16 protein-coding genes are annotated in these 21,543 nt (G+C 64.2%); 12 read left to right on the top strand and 4 right to left on the bottom strand.

Features of this window, described 5'->3' with window-relative positions:
- The first annotated feature begins 24 nt into the window (after nt 1-24).
- The 6 genes from truA to accD all read left to right on the top strand — a co-directional run bounded on the left by truA (nt 25) and on the right by accD (nt 5,917).
- Nucleotides 25-807, top strand: coding sequence for a tRNA pseudouridine(38-40) synthase TruA (gene truA / locus F455_RS0114545; RefSeq protein WP_026293399.1), 783 nt, complete (start codon nt 25-27; stop codon nt 805-807).
- A gap of 105 nt (nt 808-912) precedes the next feature.
- The gene (locus F455_RS0114540) at nt 913-1,545 is read left to right on the top strand and encodes a phosphoribosylanthranilate isomerase (protein WP_033410223.1); all 633 of its coding nucleotides are present in this window, start codon (nt 913-915) and stop codon (nt 1,543-1,545) included.
- A 7-nt stretch (nt 1,546-1,552) separates the two neighbouring features.
- Nucleotides 1,553-2,554 carry a cupin-like domain-containing protein gene (locus tag F455_RS0114535; RefSeq protein ID WP_018974041.1) on the top strand — a complete coding sequence of 334 codons (1,002 nt, stop codon included), beginning with the start codon at nt 1,553-1,555 and terminating at the stop codon, nt 2,552-2,554.
- 243 nt (nt 2,555-2,797) lie between these two features.
- On the top strand, nt 2,798-4,069 hold the full coding sequence (gene trpB, locus F455_RS0114530) for a tryptophan synthase subunit beta (protein WP_083918998.1): 1,272 nt from the start codon (nt 2,798-2,800) through the stop codon (nt 4,067-4,069).
- Nucleotides 4,066-4,887 (top strand): tryptophan synthase subunit alpha, encoded by an 822-nt coding sequence (trpA, locus tag F455_RS0114525; RefSeq protein WP_018974039.1) that lies wholly within the window; start codon nt 4,066-4,068, stop codon nt 4,885-4,887. Before trpB ends, trpA begins: the two co-directional genes overlap by 4 nt.
- 154 nt (nt 4,888-5,041) lie before the next feature.
- A complete protein-coding gene (gene accD / locus F455_RS0114520; protein ID WP_026293397.1) occupies nt 5,042-5,917 on the top strand; it encodes an acetyl-CoA carboxylase, carboxyltransferase subunit beta in 876 nt (291 codons plus the stop codon).
- Between the two features lie 4 nt (nt 5,918-5,921).
- Here the strand turns inward: accD and F455_RS0114515 are convergent, their stop codons facing one another.
- The 3 genes from F455_RS0114515 to dnaE form a co-directional block, all read right to left on the bottom strand.
- The gene (locus F455_RS0114515; protein ID WP_018974037.1) at nt 5,922-8,132 is read right to left on the bottom strand and encodes an alpha-galactosidase; all 2,211 of its coding nucleotides are present in this window, start codon (nt 8,130-8,132) and stop codon (nt 5,922-5,924) included.
- A 179-nt stretch (nt 8,133-8,311) separates the two neighbouring features.
- Entirely contained in the window at nt 8,312-9,271 is a 960-nt protein-coding gene (locus tag F455_RS0114510) for an acetyl-CoA carboxylase carboxyltransferase subunit alpha (RefSeq protein WP_026293395.1), read from the bottom strand.
- Nucleotides 9,272-9,358: 87 nt separating this feature from the next.
- Entirely contained in the window at nt 9,359-12,922 is a 3,564-nt protein-coding gene (gene dnaE / locus F455_RS0114505; protein WP_018974035.1) for a DNA polymerase III subunit alpha, read from the bottom strand.
- A 189-nt stretch (nt 12,923-13,111) separates the two neighbouring features.
- Between dnaE and F455_RS21025 the strand changes: the two genes are divergently transcribed.
- Nucleotides 13,112-14,245 (top strand): efflux RND transporter periplasmic adaptor subunit, encoded by a 1,134-nt coding sequence (locus tag F455_RS21025; protein WP_018974034.1) that lies wholly within the window; start codon nt 13,112-13,114, stop codon nt 14,243-14,245.
- A gap of 10 nt (nt 14,246-14,255) precedes the next feature.
- Nucleotides 14,256-17,381: an efflux RND transporter permease subunit gene (locus F455_RS0114495; RefSeq protein ID WP_033410220.1), complete on the top strand. Its 3,126-nt coding sequence runs from the start codon at nt 14,256-14,258 to the stop codon at nt 17,379-17,381.
- A 180-nt stretch (nt 17,382-17,561) separates the two neighbouring features.
- On the opposite strand, the gene F455_RS0114490 is transcribed toward F455_RS0114495, so the two are convergent.
- On the bottom strand, nt 17,562-19,151 hold the full coding sequence (locus tag F455_RS0114490; protein WP_018974032.1) for a flavin monoamine oxidase family protein: 1,590 nt from the start codon (nt 19,149-19,151) through the stop codon (nt 17,562-17,564).
- A gap of 248 nt (nt 19,152-19,399) precedes the next feature.
- Here F455_RS0114490 and F455_RS0114480 point away from each other — a divergent pair, with 248 nt between their 5' ends.
- The 4 genes from F455_RS0114480 to F455_RS21020 form a co-directional block, all read left to right on the top strand.
- Entirely contained in the window at nt 19,400-19,747 is a 348-nt protein-coding gene (locus F455_RS0114480) for an efflux RND transporter permease subunit (RefSeq protein WP_018974030.1), read from the top strand.
- A gap of 247 nt (nt 19,748-19,994) precedes the next feature.
- Nucleotides 19,995-20,372, top strand: a complete 378-nt coding sequence (locus tag F455_RS22625; RefSeq protein WP_083918973.1) for a hypothetical protein — start codon at nt 19,995-19,997, stop codon at nt 20,370-20,372.
- Between the two features lie 523 nt (nt 20,373-20,895).
- Nucleotides 20,896-21,246, top strand: a complete 351-nt coding sequence (locus F455_RS23020) for a hypothetical protein (RefSeq protein WP_157578888.1) — start codon at nt 20,896-20,898, stop codon at nt 21,244-21,246.
- Nucleotides 21,247-21,335: 89 nt separating this feature from the next.
- Nucleotides 21,336-21,543 (top strand): transposase (locus F455_RS21020; RefSeq protein WP_033410272.1); only part of this gene is annotated, 208 nt, incomplete at its 3' end.

Raw genomic sequence — 21,543 nt, 5'->3', positions numbered from 1 at the left:
TTTTTCGTTTCCGCGGGATTGATTTTGCGCATTGCACTCGGCATCGAATACGACGGCACCGATTTCCACGGCTGGCAGCGGCTGAGCCATGGTCCCAGCGTGCAGGCGACGGTCGAGGCCGCGCTGTCGAAGGTCGCCGACGAGGCGGTCGAAGTCACCTGCGCCGGACGCACCGATGCCGGCGTGCATGCGTCCTGCCAGGTCGTGCATTTCGACACGAACGCCGAGCGCAGCCCGCGCGGCTGGGCGCTGGGCGCAAGTTCGAACCTGCCGGCGAGCGTCGCCGTGCTCTGGGCAAAGCCGGTCGGCGACAATTTCCACGCACGCTTTTCCGCGCTCGCGCGGCGCTATCGTTACACCATTCTCAACCGTCCCGTGCGCGCAGCGCTCGCCGCTCGCCACGTCGCCTGGGAGCGCGTACCGCTCGCTGCGCAGGCGATGCATGCAGCGGCGCAGGCGCTGGTCGGCGAGAACGATTTCAGCGCGTTCCGCACGATTGCCTGTCAGGCGCGCACGCCGATGCGCTGTGTGCACGAGATTTCCGTGCGGCGCGAGGACGATCGCGTCATCGTCGAGATTCAGGCCAACGCGTTCCTGCATCACATGGTGCGCAACATCGTCGGCAGCTTGCTGCCGGTCGGACGCGGCGAGGAAAAACCCGAGTGGATCGCACAACTGCTCGCAGGCCGCGATCGTGCCGTCGCCGGGCCGACGGCCGTAGCGCAGGGCCTCGTTTTTCTCCATCCGTTGTATCCTGCGGAGCACGGCTTGCCCGCGGAGGTAAGTTTTGCAGAAGGCAGAACTTGACCATGAATGCACGGCGCGCCTGGATGGAGCGGGTTGAACGAAATCTCGATTCGAGCCCATCCGCGCAATCCGTGGTCGAATCGCTCATATTTTTTTGAGTTTTCCATGCAGCAACGAACCCGAATCAAGTTCTGCGGAATGACGCGCATCGAGGACGTGCAGGCTGCGATCGCGCTCGGCGTCGACGCGATCGGCGTGGTGCTGACCGAGAAGAGCCGGCGTTTCGCCGGAATCGAACGCGCGGTCGAGATCCGCATGACGCTGCCGCCGTTCGTCGATCTCGTCTTGCTGTTCATGGATGATCTGCCGGGCTTCATCGCCGAGGCAGTCGCGGCGGTGCAGCCTGACCTCTTGCAGTTCCACGGCAGCGAGACGGCGGCGGAGTGCGCGCGCTATCGCGTGCCGTATCTGAAAGCGGTCGCGATGGGCGGTGGTGTCGATCCAGCTGCCGTGGCGCATGCGCATCCGGCGGCGGCGGGATTTCTCCTCGATGGCCACGCCGCCGGCGAGCAGGGCGGCGGCGGCAAAACGTTCGAGTGGTCCGCGAGGGCGCATGCGTTCGCCAAGCCTGTAGTGCTTGCGGGCGGGCTGAACGCGGACAACGTCGGCGCGGCAATTCGCGCCCTGCGCCCGTATGCGGTTGATGTGTCCAGCGGCATCGAATCTTCTGCGGGCATCAAGGACGCGGCCAGGCTGCGCGCCTTCGTCGACGCCGTGCGCGCGGCCGATTCGGCCTAGACGCGGCATGGCCGGCGCGATCGAAGAGTTCGCGGACAACGGTCGCGCGTTCGCACGCGAGGACCTGATCGGGCGCGAACTGCCGCTCGTGATCCGCGGCCTGGCACGGCAATGGCCGCTCGTTCGCGAGCGTCTGACCGATGCGCAGTTCGTCGCGCGTCTGGTCGCCTTTGACAACGGCACGCCGGTCGATGCGCTGGTGATGCGGCCTGAAGAAGACGGCGTGATCGGCTACAACGCGGGCTTCGACGGCTTCAACTACGAGCATCATCGCGTCTCGATAGGCAAAGGGCTGCAGCGCCTGCTGGATTTGAGCGGGCAGCAGCGCGTACCGGGCATTGCGATCCAGAGCGCGCCAATTGCGAAATGCCTGCCGGGCTTTCTTGGCGAGCACACCCTGCCGTTCCTCGATGCTGGTGTCGAGCCGCGCATCTGGATCGGCAACCAGGTCACCACGCCCGCGCATTTCGACGAGTATCACAACATCGCCTGCGTACTGCGCGGGCGGCGGCGCTTCACTCTGTTCGCACCCGAGCAGGTCGGCAACCTGTACATCGGGCCGCTCGAATTTGCGCCGACCGGTGCGGCAATCAGCCTGGCGCGGCTCGACCGCCCGGACGATCCGCGCTACCCGCGCCTGCGGGCGGCGCTGGCCGCGGCGCAGGTCGCCGAGCTCGAGGCCGGCGACGCGATCTACATTCCGCCGATGTGGTGGCATCACGTTGCCTCACTCGACCGGATCAACGCGCTGGTCAACTACTGGTGGAAGTTCGTGCGCAGCGACGGCTACGCACCGCCGACGGCACTCGGCTGCCTCATGCACGACATTCTCGCGTTCCGTTCGCTGCCGCCGGCCGAAAAACGCGCGTGGAAGGCATTGCTGGAACACTACGTCTTCGGCGAGGACGACCCGGCGGCGCATATCCCGCCCGCGCGCCGCGGTATGCTCGGTGCGCTGACCTCCGAGCAGGTGGCCAAGCTGCGCGAGACGATCCGGCGCTACCTGTGAGCCCGGTTCTGCGTGCCGGGGCGGCGCAGGCGGGAAAGATTGTGTACGCTATAGCCACGCCATGAGCATTTCGCCCCGTCCATTGCCGCCGTCCGGTCGCTCGCTGCGCCGCTGGCGCCGCGTGCCCGCGGCTGCGGTCCGGTAGGCGCGCGGTTGCGCGCGGGGCCTGCACGGCCCGATCACGAATTGAAGCCGAACCCGCACGACGTTGCGGTTGCGGCGCAAACCGATCCGGAGAATCTCATGTTGGCAAAACCCTTCGACACGGCCGCGGCTGCTGCGGCTATCCCCGCCGCCGCCTCGGCGGCGGATTCAATAAACTACTCGAACTACCCCGACGAGCACGGTCGCTTCGGCGACTACGGCGGTCTTTATGTCGCCGAAACCCTGATGGAACCGCTGGCGGAGCTGCGCGACGCATATCTGCGCCTGCGCCGTGATCCCGAATTCATCGCCGAACTCGATCGCGACCTCAAGCATTACGTCGGCCGGCCCAGTCCGATCTACCATGCCGAGCGCCTGTCGAAAAAAATCGGCGGCGCGCAGATCCTGTTCAAGCGCGAAGACCTGAATCATACCGGCGCACACAAGATCAACAACACCGTGGGCCAGGCGCTCGTCGCCAAGCGCATGGGCAAGCGCCGCATCATTGCCGAGACCGGCGCGGGCCAGCACGGCGTCGCCAGCGCGACCGTGGCGACGCGCCTCGGCCTCGAATGCGTGGTCTACATGGGCGCGGTCGACATCGAGCGGCAGAAGATCAATGTCTATCGCATGAAGCTGCTCGGCGCCGAAGTGGTGCCGGTGACGTCGGGGTCGAAGACCTTGAAGGACGCGCTCAACGAAGCGATGCGCGACTGGGTCACCAATGTCACCGACACGTTCTACATCATCGGCACGGTCGCGGGCCCGCATCCGTATCCGATGATGGTGCGTGACTTCAATGCGATCGTCGGCCGCGAGGCGCGCGCGCAGATGCTCGAGGAATACGGCCGCCTGCCCGACGTGATCACTGCCTGCGTCGGCGGTGGCTCGAATGCGATCGGCTTGTTTCATGCCTTCCTCAACGATCGCGAGGTCAAAATCGTCGGTGCCGAAGCTGCCGGTGACGGCATCGAAACCGGACGCCACGCCGCGTCGCTTGCCGCCGGCCGTCCCGGCGTGCTGCACGGCAACCGCACCTACGTGATCTGCGACGACGACGGCCAGATCACCGAGACGCATTCGATTTCCGCCGGCCTTGATTATCCCGGCGTCGGCCCCGAGCATGCCTGGCTGAAAGACACGGGCCGTGCAAGCTATGTCGGCATCACCGACGAGGAGGCGCTGGCCGCGTTCCACGAACTCGCGCGCAGCGAGGGCATCCTCGCCGCGCTCGAGTCGAGCCATGCCGTCGCTCAGGGCATCAAACTCGCGCGCGAGCTGCCGAAGGATCAATTGGTACTGGTCAATCTGTCGGGGCGTGGCGACAAGGACGTGCACACGATCGCCGCGCGCGAGGGGATTTCGCTGTGAACCGCATCGACCAGCGTTTTGCCGAACTCAAGTCCGCCGGCCGTACCGGCCTGATTCCATTCGTCACCGCCGGCGATCCCTCGCCCGACCATGTCGTGCCGTTGATGCATGCCCTGGTCGAAGCCGGTGCCGACCTGATCGAACTCGGCGTGCCGTTCTCCGATCCGATGGCCGATGGCCCGGTGATCCAGCATGCCAGCGAACGCGCGCTCGCCAAAGGCGTGGGCCTTGCGCAGATCCTCGGCTGGGTCGGCGAGTTCCGTGAGAAAGACAAGAACACGCCGATCGTGCTGATGGGTTATCTCAATCCGATCGAAATCCACGGCTATGCGAAATTTGCCGACGAAGCGGTTGCTGTCGGCGTGGACGGCGTGCTGCTCGTCGATTGCCCGCTCGAGGAATCGGCGACGATCAAGCCGCTGGCCGATGCCGGACTGCATCGCATCTTCCTCGCCGCACCGACCACGCACGATGCGCGCCTCGCAGCGCTGACCCGCGAGGCGAGTGGATTTTTATACTATGTCTCGTTTGCCGGCGTGACCGGGGCGAACCGGCTCGATCTCGCGCCCGTGCGCGCGCGCGTCGCGGCGATCAAGGCGCTGGCGCCTGCATTGCCGGTGGCGGTCGGCTTCGGCGTGCGCGACGCGGCATCGGCGGTCGCGATCGCCGAATTCGCCGATGCGGTTGTGATCGGCAGCGCACTGGTCGAGCACCTGGCGAACTCTTCGCCTGCTGCCGCTGTCACAGCTGCAGTGCGCGATTTCCTCGCGCCGGTCCGCCAGGCGCTCGATGCGCGTTCGGCGCGCCATGCCGCGTAAATCGAACAGTGAAGGTGTCCCCAAGCCGCAACAGCCGGTAGAATCGCATGTTTCCGATTCGGCCTCGTCCGGGCCGGCGCCGACGGAGCCGGCGCTGCCCGAACGCATCGTGACCGCGATGCCCGATGCCGAACTTTTCGATGACGAGAACGACATGAGCTGGCTTACCAAACTGATGCCCTCGCGCATCCGCACCGAGGGCAAGGGAGATCCTTCCGGCAAGGGCAAGGTGCCCGAGGGCCTGTGGGAGAAATGCGAGGGTTGCGGCGCCGTGCTCTACGGGCCCGAACTCGAGCGCAACCTGCAGGTCTGCCCGAAGTGCGGCCACCACCACCCGATCGCGGCGCGCAAGCGCCTGACAGCGTTGTTCGACGAAGGCCCGACCGAAGAGCTGTTCGCCTTGCTCGAACCGGTCGACGCGCTCAAATTCAAGGACTCGAAAACCTACAAGGCCCGCATCGCCATCGCGCAGAAGAACACCGGCGAGAAGGACGCGCTGATCGCGATGCAGGGCAAGCTCAAAGCGCAGCCGCTGATCGCGGTCGCGTTCGAGTTTGCCTACATGGGCGGTTCGATGGGCTCGGTCGTCGGCGAGAAGTTCACGCTTGCCGCCGAGCGCGCGCTCGAGCAGCGCGCGCCATTCGTCTGCTTCTCCGCCACCGGCGGCGCGCGCATGCAGGAAGGCCTGTTCTCGCTGATGCAGATGGCCAAGACCTCGGCAGCGATCGCGCGCCTGCGCCGTGCCGGCGTGCCGTTCATCTCGGTGCTGACCGACCCGACCACCGGCGGCGTCTCCGCGAGCCTCGGCATGCTCGGCGACATCAATATCGGCGAGCCGAAGGCACTGATCGGCTTCGCCGGTCCGCGCGTGATCGAACAGACCGTGCGCGAGACGCTGCCGGAAGGCTTCCAGCGCTCCGAATTCCTCGTCGAGCACGGCGCCATCGATCTGATCGTCGATCGGCGCGACATGCGCGATCGGCTCGCTGCGCTGACCGCGTTGCTGATGCGCCAACCGCGCGTAGCCTAGGAAGCTACTCCTCGTCGAAGGCGAGCGCCGCGGCCTGGAAGTCGCCGCGCAACAGCAAGTCGATGCCCGCATTCATCCAGTAGGCACCGCTCGCCGTCGTCGGCGTGCGTTCGTCGAATTTGCCTTTGATCGCACGCACGCGGTATTTCGCATCGGGATCCAGACCCTGCAGGCGTACCGTGGGGTAGGGATACTTTTCCGTGCTCGAATGCAGGAAAGCGAACAGTACGGCGTGGGCGCGATCGGCGCTGACGCTTTCGGTGGCCGACTGCTCGCTGCCGCCCTGTGGCGAGATGAGGCGGTAGAGTCGACCTTGCTGCACGGTTTTGCGCATTGCCTTGTACTCGGCGACGAGGCGACGCGCGGTGGCGAAATCCTGCGGCTGCCATTTGTTCAGATTCGCGCCGAGGCCGAGCGAGCCCTGCATCGAAGACAGGAACCGGTACTCGAGCGAGAGCGCGCGGTTGTTGACCCAGGTCGGCGAGTCGGTGACCCAAGCCATCATCGCGGCCGGTGTCCAAGCCTGAGTGAAGCCGTCCTGGATGCGCAGGCGATCAAACGCATCGGTGTTGTCGGAGGTCCATACCTCATCGGTCAGATGCATCACACCGAGGTCGATGCGGCCGCCACCGCTTGAGCACGACTCGATCTCGATCTTCGGATGTTTTTTGCGCAGCTTTTCGAGGATGCCGTAGTAGTTGCGGATGAAGTCGACATAGACGTTCTTCTGCTGGTCGGGCGCGACTTCGGGCCAGCCGGGCTCCGACCAGCTGCGGTTGTAGTCCCATTTGAGGAAGGCGATGTCGTTTTCGCTGAGCAGCTTATCGAGCGCGTCGAACAGGTAGGCACGCACGTCGGCGCGAGCGAGATTGAGCACGAGCTGATTGCGCCCCTCGGTGCGCGGCCGGCCGGTCATGTGCAGGATCCAGTCGGGATGCGCGCGGTAGAGATCGCTGTCCGCATTGACCATCTCCGGCTCCACCCACAGGCCGAAATCCATGCCGAGGACGTGCACGCGGTCGATCAGCGGTTTGAGGCCGTTCGGGAATTTTTGCCGGTTGACGACCCAGTCGCCGAGGCCCGCCTTGTCGGTGTTGCGTGCGCCGAACCAGCCGTCGTCCATGACGAAGCGCTCGACGCCGATGCTAGCGGCTTTCTCGGCGAGCGCGATCTGGCCAGGCTCGTCGACTTTGAATTCGGTAGCTTCCCACGAGTTGTACAGCACCGGGCGCAGGCGCGGGTTCGGCGCCTGCGGCAGGATCTTCGTCAACTCGAGCCGGTGCATCAGGCGCGAGGCCTCGCCGATACCGTCCGTCGTGACTCCGGCGTAGAAGCTCGGCGTGGCGAGACTCGCGCCCGCGTCGAGCTTGTAGCCGAAGTCGAAGGGATTGAAACCGCCGGAGATGCGCACCTGTTCGATCTGATCCTGTTCGACCGCGATCTGCCAGGAGCCGCTCCACGCGAGCGAGCCGAACCACACCTGGCCTTGCGTTTCGTTCGCATCGTTGCGGCGCACGGCGAACCAAGGCGCATTCTGCATGCCGGTCGTGCCGCGCCGGCTTTCGAGCACGGTCTTGCCGGGCTGCACCGGGCGCTCGTTGACACTGTTCTCCGCCGCCCAGCGACCGGACAAAAAGCGCAAGGTGTAGTCGCGGCTGCGCGGCAGGAACCAGGTTGCCGCATTGGCCTGTTCGACGATCACTGGCGTCGAGGTCCGGTTCGTTATCGTCGCGCTGCGGCGGACGATGCCGGTGTCGGCGTCAATCTCGTATTCGAGGGTGACTAGGATCGCGCGCTCGATGTCCTTGAGCACGACAGACAGGATCGAACCCTTGATTGAATGCGACACGTAGTGCAGGACCAGATCGCGATTGCCGTCGGGAAAGGTGATCTTCACCCCGGGTTCGTAGTAGAGGCCGCTGCCCCAGCCGCTGTACTCCTGGCGCACGCGGTTGATGTTGCCGTCTATCGCATCGCCAGGAGCGGGAGCGACGGCAGCGGAGAGGCGATCCGACACGCCGAGGCGCGGTCCCCAATAAAGCGATTGCAGCTGACCCTTGTCGTCGACGCCGAACGCGTAGGTGACCTTGGCCGCGTCGAGGCGGAAGGTCTTGCTCGACTCGTCGAAGCGGACGGAGCCGTCGGCGGCGCGAGCAGTTCCGATCGCGCCGATGACGGCGAACAACATCGCACCCAGCGTTCGCACAGCATGCATCGTCGATCTCCCTCGATGGTTATCTAATAATAGGATTAATATTATTATTTTGATGCGCGCCAGGAAAGTGCGGGCGCGTAGCGAAAGCGCGCACAGCACGTCGCGTCGAACGACGCAGCGGGTAGTTCCTAAATCGGAGTAACGGCGATCGTTTCAGTGTTGAAACGTTGCGCGGACCATCATGCGGCGCGCAGCGCACCGTATTTGCGCAGGCGCTTGTAGCGCCGATCGAGCAGAGCGACCGCGTCGATCTTTTCGAGTTCGTCGAGCTGGTTCAGCAGTACGGCCTTGAGGCGAATCGCCATGTTGCGCGGGTCGCGATGCGCGCCGCCGAGTGGTTCGCGCAGCACCTTGTCGATGAGACCGAGTTCGAGCAGGCGCGGCGCGGTGAGGCCCAAGGCTTCAGCGGCGTCCTTGGCCTTGTCGGCGCTCTTCCACAGAATCGATGCGCAGCCTTCGGGTGAGATCACCGAATAGGTCGAGTACTGCAGCATGTTGGTCACGTCGCCGACGCCGATCGCGAGTGCGCCGCCCGAGCCGCCTTCGCCGATCACCGTGCACAGGATCGGCACTTTCAACTCCGACATTTCGAGCAGGTTGCGCGCGATTGCTTCGCTCTGGCCGCGCTCCTCGGCGCCGACGCCCGGATAGGCGCCCGGGGTGTCTATGAAGGTGAGGATCGGCAGCTTGAAGCGCTCGGCGAGCTGCATCAAGCGCAGCGCTTTGCGGTAGCCCTCGGGCCGCGGCATGCCGAAGTTGCGCTTGATCTTGGTCTTGGTGTCGCGGCCTTTCTGGTGACCGATGATGACGACGCTGCGCCCGTCGATGCGGCCGAGGCCGCCGACGATGGCCGCGTCGTCGGCATAGGCGCGATCGCCGGCCAGTTCGACGAATTCCTCGCAGATCGCCTGGATGTAGTCGAGCGTGTACGGCCGCGCCGGATGGCGCGCGAGCTGGGCGACCTGCCACGAAGTCAGGTTGCGGAAGATGTCCGCGGTCTTGCGCTTGAGCTTGTCCTGCAGCTTGCCGACTTCCTCGTCGATGTTGAAAGCTTGGCCGTGGCTCGCGGCGCGCAATTCGGCGATCTTCGCGTCCAATTCGGCGATGGGCTGTTCGAAATCGAGGAAGTTCGGGTTCATGTATTGCAAGGCGGGGCGCTTCGACGCGCAAGGCGGCGGATTATAGCGCAAGGGCGGTGCGCGGACCGTCGGACGACGGGGCCGCGGCTATTCGGAGCCTGCGCTGGGCTTGCTCAGCAGCATTTCGATCGACAGTACGCCCGGCAGCGCTTCGAGGCTGCGCTTCAAGTCGGCGCTGGCACGCACGCGGAAGGCATTGCCGAGTTCGAGTTCGCCGCGGCCGAGCTTGTTGGCGTAGCTCAAACGCAGCGGCGTCTTGCCGCCGCGGTGACCGGCGATGACCTGCTGCAGCTTCGCGGCGAAACCGGCGTCTACGCCGTTGAGCTTGACCCGGAGCAGTCGCGCCTGGCGCGCGAGTGCTTCGTCGAGCGTCGATACGCGCCGCGCACGTAGCTGGAAGCCGCCGTTGAATTCGTCGATCGAGAGGCCGCCTTCGACGACGAGGAAAGCATCGCGTGTCAGCAGCGCGCGGTACTCGACGAAGACCTCGCGGAACAGGCTGACTTCGATGCGGCCGGACCAGTCCTCGAGCTGGACGAAGGCCATCGTGTCGCCGCGGTTGCGCATCGACACGACCTGGCCGGCGACAGTGAACGGCTGATCGGTGAAGCGGCCGCGGCGCTGATCGGGCGCAGGTGGTTTGAAGTGCTTGGCGACATCGCCGAGCGGCGCATCGGAAAGTTGCACGAACAGTTCGCGCCAGGCCTCGGTCGGGTGGCCGGAAAGATAGTGACCGAGCGTTTCGCGCTCGCCGATCAGCATCTGCTGCAGAGGCCAGTCGTCGACCACGGGCAGCTTCACGTCGATCGGTGCGGCGGCACTCGAGCCGAACATGTCGTTCTGCCCGGCCTGCGCGTCGCGCGCCTGCTGCTCGGCGGCCTTCATCGCCTCGGGAATCTGCACCATCAGCGAAGCGCGGTTCGGCGCGAGCGCATCGAGCGCGCCAGACAGCGTCAGCGCTTCAAGCACGCGCTTGTTGAGTTTGGTCGGATCGACGCGGCGGCAGAAGTCGGCGAGGTCGGTGTATGCGCCGTTGCGCTCGCGTTCGCCGGCGATGCTCTCGCAGGCCGCGCGGCCTGCGCCCTTGATCGCGCCCAATCCATATCTGATGCTGCCGTCGTCCTCGGCGTGGAATGGGTACGCCGATGCGTTGACGTCGGGCGGACGCACGACGAGACCCATCGCGCGCGCTTCGTCGAGGAAGTTGACCACCTTGTCGGTGTTGTCCATGTCGCTCGACAACACTGCAGCCATGAACTCGGCCGGGTAGTGCACCTTGAGCCACGCGGTCTGGTACGACACGAGCGCATAGGCTGCCGCGTGCGACTTGTTGAAGCCGTAGCCGGCGAACTTCTCCATCAGATCGAAGATCGCGTCGGCCTTGTCGCCGGCGACGCCGTTCTGCGCTGCGCCGTCGCGGAAAATCTCGCGCTGCTTGGCCATCTCGGCCGGATTCTTCTTGCCCATCGCACGGCGCAGGATGTCGGCGCCGCCGAGCGAATAGCCGCCGACGATCTGCGCCATCTGCATGACCTGTTCCTGATAGACCATGATGCCGTAGGTCTCGGCGAGGACAGGCTCCACGCGCGCGTCGGGATAGTCGATCGGCTCTTCGCCGTGCTTGCGTTTGCAGAAGCTCGGGATCTGCTCCATCGGGCCGGGGCGGAACAGCGAGGTGAGCGCCATCAGGTCTTCGAAGCGGTCGGGCTTGGCCTCCTTGAGCATGCCCTGCATGCCGCGCGATTCGAACTGGAACACGGCGACGGTTTGCGCGCGCTTGAACAGCGCATAGGCGAGCGTATCGTCGAGCGGCAGCTTGGCCATGTCGAGCAGCGGCTCGCCCTTGACTTCGCGCCGCGCGTTGATCGCCTTCACTGCCCAGTCGATGATCGTCAGCGTGCGCAGGCCGAGGAAGTCGAACTTGACCAGGCCGACCGCCTCGACATCGTCCTTGTCGAACTGGGTGACGACGCCTTCGCCACCACCTTCGGAGTAGAGCGGGGCGAAGTCGGTCAACGCGCTCGGCGCGATGACGACGCCACCGGCGTGCTTGCCGGCGTTACGCGTGAGGTCTTCGAGGCTCAGCGCGAGGTCGATCAGTTCGCGCGCGTCGTCGTCGGTTTCGTAGAGATCGCGGAAGTCGGCGACGATGCGGTCCGGTCGCTCGCGCGACTTCTTGCTGCGGCCGAGCGCGTCCTCGAGCGTGATCGGATCGGTCGGAATCATCGGAATGAGCTTGGCGATCTTGTCGACCTGGCCATAGCCCATGCCGAGCACGCGGCCGGCGTCGCGCAGCACGGCCTTCGCCGCCATCGTGCCGTAGGTGATGATCTGGCTGACCTTGTCGCGCCCGTACTTGCGCGCGACGTAGTCGATCACGCTGTCGCGCCCGTCCATGCAGAAGTCGACGTCGAAGTCGGGCATGGAAATGCGTTCTGGATTGAGGAAGCGCTCGAACAGCAGGCCGTAGCGCAGCGGATCGAGATCGGTGATGCCGAGGCTCCACGCCACCGCCGAGCCCGCGCCGGAACCGCGTCCGGGGCCGACCGGAATGCCGTGCGACTTCGCCCAGTTGATGAAGTCGGCGACGATGAGGAAGTAGCCGGGGAAGCCCATCTTCACGATCGTGTCGAGTTCGCGGTCGAGGCGCTTGACGTAGTCCTCGCGCGTGAAACCTTCGGCGATGCCGTGCTTGGCGAGCCGTGTCTCCAGGCCGGCATGCGATTGAGCGCGGATGAAGCTTTCGATCGTCTCGCCCGCGGGTACGGGGAAGTCGGGCAGGTAGTACTTGCCGAACGAGAGTTCCAGGTTGCAGCGCTTGGCGATCTCGACGCTGTTCTCGAGCGCCTCGGGCAGGTCGGCGAACAGCTCGGCCATTTCTTCGGCCGTCTTCAGGTATTGCTCGGCGGTGTAGTCGTGCGGGCGTTTCGGGTCGCTGAGCAGGCGACCCTGACGAATGCAGACGCGCGCTTCGTGTGATTCGAAATCCTCCCTGGCGAGAAAGCGCACGTCGTTGGTCGCCACGCACGGCAGCGCGAGTTCCGCGGCGAGCTTCAACGCGGTTTCGATGAAATGCGGCTCGTCCGCGTGACCGGTACGCGTCAGTTCGAAATACCAGCGGTCGTCGAACCAGCGCAGCCAGTCGCGCATCGCGCTGCGCGCCGCATCGTGCTTGTCGGCGAGCAACAGCTGACCGACATCGCTTTGGCGTCCCGCGAGAGCGATCAGGCCTGCGCTGCAATCGGCGAACCACTCGGGCTGGGCGAGCACGAAGTCGCCCTGGCGGCCTTCGAGGTAGCAGCGCGACACGAGCTTGGCCAGATTGAGATAGCCCGCACGGTCCAGACAGAGCAGGGTGAGGCGAAACGGCCGATGCGCATCGTTCGGATTCGGCAGATACACGTCCGCGCCGGCGATCGGCTTGATCCCATTCGCCTCGGCCGCGCGGTAGAACTTGACCAGGGCGAACAGGTTGCACTGATCGGTCAGCGCCAGCGCGGGCTGGTTCGATTCCACTGCACGGCTGATCAGGTTCGCGCGGCTGCCTGCCTTGGCCGGATCGCCGTATTCGGGCTTGTCCGGCAGGCGGATCGTCGAGTCGACCAGCGAATAGTCGCTGTGGACGTGCAGGTGGACGAAGGATGGCGTCATGAATGATGCGGTGCGGATGAGCGTCGATTTTAGCAGCAGCGGCGCGGCTGAAAGCGGGACAGGGTTGCACCGGTCGGCAATGGCGAGTTCGCCCTCGCGATGTTTTCCTAACAAATCATTACTTCCGCAACACGAGCGATGACGTTCCGATAAGCGATAATTGCGCAGAAGCAACCCATTTTCCTGCTCATGCCCTCGATCGCCCAATCCGCGATGCGTCGCGTCTGCGCCGCAATCCTGATCACGCTGCTCGCCGCCTGCTCCAAGCCGCCGCCCGCGCCCGCGCCCGCGGCAGCGCCGGTCAGCGTCGCGGTCGCCATGCGCAAGACGATGCCCGACCTGCTCGCCGCGGTGGGTACGGTCGAGGCGATCAACTCGGTTGCGGTCAAATCGCTTGTCGACGGACAACTGCTCGAAAGCCACGTCAAGGACGGCGACGAGGTCAAAGCCGGGCAGCTGTTGTTTCGCATCGATCCGCGCCCGGCGCAGGCGTCACTGGCACAGGCGAATGCCGCCTTGGCCAAAGATGTTGCCGCGCGCGAGCTGGCCAAGGCGCAGGTCGATCGCTATGACCCGGTCGCGAAGAAAGGTTTCATTTCCGCCGACCAGATGCAGCAATACCGTACGGCGTACGAAGCGGCGGCCGCTTCGGTGAAAGTGGACCAGGCCAACGTCGCCGCAGCGCAGTTGACGCTGGGCTATACCGACATCCACGCGCCGTTTGCCGGGCGCGCGGGGCGCATCCTCGTGCAGCCCGGCAATCTGGTGAAAGCCAACGACACGAATGCGCTGCTGACGATCAACCAGGTCGCGCCGATCTTCGTCAATTTCGCCGTGCCGGGCGCCTATGTCGAGTCCGTACGCACAGCCCAGGCCAAAGGCGCGTTGCGAGTGCAGGCGCGAGGCGACGGCGTGAAGACGGCTCAGTCCGGCGAGCTCGCCTTCGTCGACAACGCGGTGGATCCGGCGACGAACACGATCAAGCTGCGCGCGCAGTTCGCCAACGCCGAGGAAAATCTGTGGCCGGGGCAGTTCGTCAACATCACGTTGACACTCGGCAGCGATGCCGACGCGATCGTCGTGCCCGACGCCGCGGTTAAGGCGGGGCCCAACGGCTACTACGTGTTTGTCGTCAACGCGGACAAGAAGGCCGCGCAGCGCGCGGTGACCGTCGCGCGCAGCGTCGCCGGTGAGTCGGCGATCGCGAAGGGCCTCGATGGCGGCGAAACCATCGTCGTCGACGGTCAGTCGCGCCTGACCGACGGCACGCCGGTGCAGATCGCCGAAGCCAAGCCTGCGGGCGAAGCTGCCGCGACGAAGTGAGGCCGCGCGCATGAGCGTCTCCGAAATTTTCGTGCGCCGCCCGGTCATGACCACGCTGGTCATGATCGGCATCCTCGTGTTCGGCACCGCCGCGTATCGCCTGCTGCCGGTATCGGATCTGCCGAACGTCGACTTCCCGACGATCCAGGTGCAAGCATATCTGCCCGGCGCTTCGCCCGAGACGATGGGTTCGGCCGTAGCGACCGTGCTGGAAAAACAGTTTTCCTCGATTCCCTCGCTCGACTCGATGACCTCGGTCAGCGGCATCGGCCAGACCCAGATCACGCTGCAGTTCACGCTCGAGCGCAATATCGACGCCGCCGCGCTCGATGTGCAGTCGGCGATCTCCGCGGCAGGCAAGCAACTGCCGCCGAACATGACCACTCCGCCGACGTTCCGCAAGGTCAATCCGGCCGACTCGCCGGTGTTCTACATCGGCATGTCCTCGAAGACGTTGCCGCTGTCGAAGGTGGACGAGTACGCCGAGTCGCTGCTCGCGCAGCGCCTGTCGATGGTCGAAGGCGTGGCCTTGGTCAACGTCTACGGTTCACAGAAATACGCGGTGCGCATCGATCTCGATCCCGGGGCGATGGCGACGCGCGGGCTCGGCATCGATCAGGTTGCCGCTGCGGTCGGCAGCGGCAACGTCAATCTGCCGACCGGCACGCTCTACGGCAGCGACCGCACCTATAGCGTGATGGTCGATGGCCAGTTCGCCGCGGCCAAGCCGTTCGCCGACCTGATCGTCAGTTATGTGAACGGCGCGCCGGTTCGTCTCCGTGATATCGGCCGTGTCTACGACGGCGTGCAGAACGACAAGAACGCGGCCTGGTTCAACGGGCCGCGCGGCGTCGTGCTCGCGATCCAGAAACAGCCTGGCGTGAATACGATCGCCGTGGTCGAACGCCTGCGCGCCGTATTGCCGAGTTTCACTTCGCAGTTGCCTGCGGGCCTCGAGCTGAAGGTGTTCTACGATCGCACCGAAAGCATCCGCGCCTCGGTCGAAGACGTGCAGTTCACGCTCATGCTCGCGCTCGCGCTGGTCGTGCTCGTGATCTTCCTGTTCCTGCGCAACCTGTCGGCGACGATCATTCCCTCGCTCGCACTGCCGATGTCGATCGTCGGCACGTTCGCGATCATGTATCCGTTCGGCTACAGCCTCGACAATCTCTCGCTGATGGCGCTGACGCTGTGCGTCGGCTTCGTCGTCGACGACGCGATCGTCATGCTCGAGAACATCTCGCGCCACATGGAGATGGGCAAGCCGCCGCTGCAGGCGACGTTCGAGGGCGCGAAGGAAATCGGCTTCACGATCGTGTCGATGACGATCTCGCTGGCTGCGGTGTTCATCCCGATCCTGTTCATGGGCGGCATCATCGGCCGCCTGCTGCACGAGTTCGCGGTAACGATCGTCGCCGCGGTGCTGGTCTCGGGCTTCGTCAGCTTGAGCCTGACGCCGATGCTGTGCAGCCGCATGCTCAAGCCGCACCACGGCGAGACTCACGGCCCGCTTTATCAGGCGTTCGAACGCGGCTTCGACGCCATGCAGGACCTTTACCGGCGCACGCTGCAGACCTGCCTCGCGCATCGCCGCATCGTGTTGCTGGCGTTCGCCTTCATTCTCGTTGCGACAGGCTGGCTGTTCATCTCGGTGCCGAAAGGCTTTCTGCCGAACGACGATACCGGCCAGCTGTTCGTGTTCACCGAAGCCGACCAGGATGTCGGCTTCGACGAAATGGCGCGTAAGCAGCAGCTCGCGGTAGAAGTCATCCGCAAGGACAAAAACATCGCGGGCGTGTTGTCGTTCATCGGCGTTTCCGGATCGAGCGCAACGCTCAACCTCGGGCGCATGATCGTCACGCTGAAGCCGCGCAGCGAACGCGGCTCGCCCGAAGAAGTGATCCAGGAACTGCGGCCGAAGTTACAGGGCATCCCGGGCTTCAAGGTCTATCTGCAGAACATCCCGATCATCCGCATCGGCGGCGTGCTGACCAAGACGCAGTACCAGTACACGCTGCAGGACACCGACACGAAGCAACTGTTCGATTCGGTGCCGAAGCTGGTCGAGGCGATCGCCAAGCAGCCCGGTTTCCAGGACGTGACCAGCGACCTGCTCATCGCCACGCCGCAGGTCAACGTGCGCGTCGACCGCGATGCGGCGTCGGCGACCGGCGTCACCGCGGCGCAGATCGAGAACGCGTTGTACACCGCATTCGGGCCGGCTCAGGTATCGACGATCTATACCTCGATCGATCAATACTGGGTGCAGATGCAGGTCGATCCGACCAAGCAGGGCGATCCGGGTATCCTTGCTCAACTCTATGTCCACGGCAGCAACGGCAACCTCGTGCCGCTGTCGGCCGTGGCTAAGTTCGACAAGTCGGTCGGGCCGGCGACGATCAGCCATCTCGGCCAGGTGCCGGCAGTGACCGTCTCGTTCAACCTCGCCCCGGGCGTGTCGCTGAGCCAGGCGGTCGAGCGCATCAACGGCGTCGTCGCCCAGCTCAAGCTGCCGGACACGATCATCGGTTCGTTCCAGGGTACAGCGCAGGCGTTCCAGTCGTCGATCGCGGGCATGGGCCTGCTACTCGCGCTCGCCGTGTTCGTGATCTATCTCGTGCTTGGTATCCTCTACGAGAGCTTCATCCACCCGCTGACGATTCTTTCCGGTCTGCCGACCGCGGCGTTCGGCGCGCTGCTCACGCTGATGCTGTTCCACATCGACCTCAACCTCTATGGCATGGTCGGCCTGATCATGCTGATCGGCATCGTCAAGAAGAACGCGATCATGATGATCGACTTCGCGCTCGAAGTGGAACGCAGCGGCGTGCCGCCGGAGAAGGCGATCTTCGACGCCTGCCTTGTGCGCTTCCGCCCGATCATGATGACCACGTTCGCCGCGCTGTTCGGCACCTTGCCGATTGCAATCGGCTTCGGCGCCGGCGGCGACTCGCGCCGCCCGCTCGGCCTCGCCGTCGTCGGCGGCCTGCTCACCTCGCAGGTGCTGACGCTGTACCTGACACCGGTGATCTACATTTATTTCGACAAGTTGCAGAACTGGCTGCGTAGTCGGAGAAGCGGCAGCGAGGTCGGTTCGCGTGCGGCGCATGCCGCCGCACGCGATACAGCGACTTGATCCCTTTTACTGCCGCGAAATCGACTCGGGCCAGCATCGCCCGGACAGCCGTTACGCCCCGTTTCGCTGTTTCGCTATGATTGCGCGACAGATCAAGCGCGGGGGACGTCGCTGCTGCACGCGCAAGTGAATAATTGTGCATGATGACCGCAGGAGCCGCCGGCTGATTCCACCCCGCCATCACGCCGCGCGCACCACCCGCTTCTCCAAGATTGCTCGCGCTGCCCACTCCCCCGTCTCCACGCCGCCCTCCATGAATCCCTGGTTGTCGAAGGCGCAGTGCTCGCCAGCGAAGTGGAGATTGCCGACGGATTCGCCGGGGGCGCCGCGCAGGGTAGTCCATTCGCCAGGGCCGTAGCAGGCGTAGCTGCCGAGCGTGAATTCCTGCGAGGGCCAGTGCATTCGCGCTTCGCGCTGGCCCTCGCGCGCGGACGCGAGGGCGGGCCAAAGCGTCTCTAGCTGGCGCACGGCACGGTCGGCCTGCGCCTTGGGTGAATCGGCGCCGAGCTCGAGGCCTTGCCTGCCGCCGGTGAAGTTGGTGAGGATGCCAGCGGCGCCGTTCTGCAGGCGACTTGTCTCCCACGTGGTTTGCAGCGGCAGGTCGCTGTAGGTGCTACCGCTCATGCGATGGCGAGTAGCCCACACGCGTTCACTGAAACCGATCATCAGCTTGGCGTTGCTGCCGTAGCGCAGCCTGGCGATGGCATCGCGCTTGGGCTGCGGCAGTTCGAGATCGTTCCGCACGCGGCGCAGCGTGGTGAACGGTAAGGCCAGCACCATGCGTCGCGCGACGATTTCGCTGCTGGCGCTGCCGCGGCGGAAGGTAGCGACGTAGGCGCCGTCGGCACGTTGGCGCAGTGCTTCCAGCACGCTGCCGGTGGTGATGGCGTCGGCGAGTTTCTCGCCAAGCCGCTGCACGACGAGATCGTTGCCGCCGCGCACGTGGAACCGCTCGTCGCTCTCGCCGTATATCTGGAACTTGTCCGACTTGGTGCCGATGAGATCGATCAGGTTGAGCGCGGATTGTTCCTCGCAGTCCAAGCCCATCTCGGTGGTGTAGGCCACTTCGATCAGTTTTCGCAGCCAGCCGGAAGCGCCGATGCGGTCGAGATATCGCGTAAGCGTGAGCTTGTCCAGCGTTTCGGCACCACCCGGCGCGGCATAGGTAATCGGCGCATCAGGCAGTGACTGCGCATCACGAGCGATGATCTTGGACAACGGCGCGAACTCGCGCAGCAGGTCCGCTTCGCCGTAGCGTTTGCCGTCGCAGAACCACCCATCGCCGAACGCGGCGGTAGGATCGTCGGCAAGATCGTCCAGTTCGAGCTTCAGTTCCGCAGCCAAATCCCGGATGCGCGCATGACCGCTGTCGATCAACTCGCCACCGAGTTCGCAGATCTGTCGATCCGCAAAAAATCCGCGCAGACTGAGCATGCGCCCGCCTACGCGCTCGCGCGCCTCGTGCACGCGCACGCGCACGCCTTGCGCGCGCAGGCGATGCGCGCAGACGAGGCCGGCGATGCCTGCGCCGACGATCAACACGGCGTCGTTATCGTTCGTCGCGGTGTGCAGCGGCGTGCGTGCGCAGGCAGCCAACGTCAGCGCGGCGGAAGCCGTCGCAGCACGCGTGAGGAAGCGCCGTCGCGCTGCATCCACGCGCTGTTCGTGCGCGCGCTGTGCGAGTTCGTCAAGCGATTCGCCGCTGCGACGCGCGGCGGCAGACAGCGCCGCGGCGCGGCGCAGCAGATCGAACATCGGCGTGCGGGCCATGTCCCCTCCCTTGCCGTGAATGATGCGGCAGCAAGGCAATGTTGCCAGACTTCAAGACTTTGCGCCTCCGAAACCAGGGTCCGAGAAACCGGGAAACCGGATCCGAAACCGGTGTCCGGGAAACCGGGTCAGAGTCTGATGTTTGGCCTGCCGACCGCTGCGTTCGGCGCGCTGCTGGCGCTGATGCTGTTTCACATCGATCTCAATCTCTACGCCATGGTCGGCCTGATCATGCTGAGAACGCGATCATGATGATCGACTTCGCGCTCGAAGTGGAACGCAGCGGCGTGCCGCCGGAGAAGGCGATCTTCGACGCCTGCCTTGTGCGCTTCCGCCCGATCATGATGACCACGTTCGCCGCGCTGTTCGGCACCTTGCCGATTGCAATCGGCTTCGGCGCCGGCGGCGACTCGCGCCGCCCGCTCGGCCTCGCCGTCGTCGGCGGCCTGCTCACCTCGCAAGTGCTGACGCTGTACCTGACACCCGTGATCTATATTTATTTCGACAAACTGCAGAACTGGCTGCGCCGCAGGCGAAGCGGCAGGGAAGTTGGTCCGGGTGCGATGCACGCAGCCACGCGCGATACGGCGACATGACCGCTGCGAACCAAACTCGGGCCAGCGTCGCAGGAATAGCCGTTACGCACCCGTTTCCGACCCAATAAACCGTTACGCCCTCGTTTCGCGATGATTGCGCGGTCGTTTGAGCGCATATCCTCATGGAGGATATCGCCGTAACTGTATGCCATCGCGTGGGAATTTCGCTTGACGTGCAATCAAAGCCAGCTGAACATTCCGCGCAACGCCCCGGATGCGGGGTCTATTTGTAGTTAGGGCTATCTAAATGTCCTTATTCAATTTTGCGGCAATTATTGCTGTCACCGCGCTCTCCGGTTCGGCTCTCTCGTACGAACAGGCCAAAGCTCTCGCCGATCAAGACGAGAATTCCCTAACACCGGGTCAGACCCAGCAACTCATCGCTTCACAAGGCAAAGCTGGTGGCGAGGCGCATGCGTCCTGTGCTTCACCGAGTAATAAGGCAGATCTTTCTCCCTACACGGTCGTGATGGAGCTCGACATCGCCGGCAAAGTAATTCGCACGTGGCTTAAAGGTGCTTCGCCTCTTGCAGTTTGCTTTAACAAAGAGATGGCTACTAAGCGTCTTTTTGGTCCGCCGCGAGCGCCGTTCTATACTTCGTTCGAAATGACGTGGCGGCCCTAACTATGCGCTCAAGCGGACCGCTGCTGAGTTGTTGCGCTAACATGTTACTCATCGCGGCAGCGGCCGCTTAGCGCAAGCGTTAGCACCCATGTTTCCTACCGAAAGCTGGTGGACGTCTCGTTAACTTGAGCTCGTCGAGGATCGGTCCATCTCATGGGTAGAGCAAACGTTCGCGGCCTCGGGGGCAATATCGTTCGAAACAGCTACTGGTCGAATCACGCGCAAGGCGGAGCCCGGCGAGAGTGTGGTGCAGCCCGAGAGTTGGGACCATGAGCATTGCGCGTTGTGCTGGGCAGAGATTTCGCTTCATCCTGGCAAAATCCAGCAGGGCTACACAAACGGTGCAGAATGGCTTTGCCTCGAGTGCTATGTGCATTTCATCGTTCCGCGCGAGCAGGGCATCCTTTCGTGAGGGCATGGGCGCTAACTATTCGGTCAAGTGGACCGCTGCGATGTCGCGCGGTAACCTGACGCCCACTGTGGCAGCGGCCACTTACCTCAAGCGTTAGCCGGCAGAGGTCACATGCCTTCGCGTTCCATACGATTTGATGATGCCGCGCTCCAGGAAAAATTCGTTTCTGCGCTCTTGCGCAATGGCGTTGCGTTCTCGACGGGGGCGGATGGCGCCGTCCAGTGCACGCAAGAGCAATGGGATTCAGTCAATCTGGTGGCGCATTCAGTACGTGATAGCTGCTATCGCTGGTATTTTTCGCGGTGGGACACGCCAGAAGAAACCAACCGCTTTCTTGCCGCCGTCCGAGCGTCAGGCTTACCTTTCCAATTGGAGCACCATGAGAATGGGGACATCTTTTTGCTCTCAAAGGCTCATGAGTCCCAGTACCTGGAGTTAAGTGCGCAAGTTGTCAGCGGCTAGCCAGCTGCCGGCTAACTATTCGGTCAAGTGGACCGGATAGTTCCTACGGGTTAGTGGACACCCTGAACTAACTATTCAGGAGTCTTGCGATGGCATCACCCGGTCCCAGAACGACGTGTCGATACAGCAAGGAATTCAAGGCGACAGCGGTGCGGTTGAGCCGGTTGTCTGGCGTATCGGTCAAGGACGTTGCGGAGTCGCTTTACATTCATCCCTTCATGCTGTCTCTTTGGCGTAAGCAAGCGCGCGAAGGAGTGATCGTGACCAAAGGTGCCGTTGTGGATGAAGCGGTGGCAG

Source organism: Rudaea cellulosilytica DSM 22992, assembly GCF_000378125.1.
In the GTDB taxonomy this organism is placed as follows: Bacteria; Pseudomonadota; Gammaproteobacteria; order Xanthomonadales; family Rhodanobacteraceae; genus Rudaea; species Rudaea cellulosilytica.
Note: the sequence above shows the minus strand (reverse complement) of the source record. Positions and strands in the feature narration are given on the sequence as shown.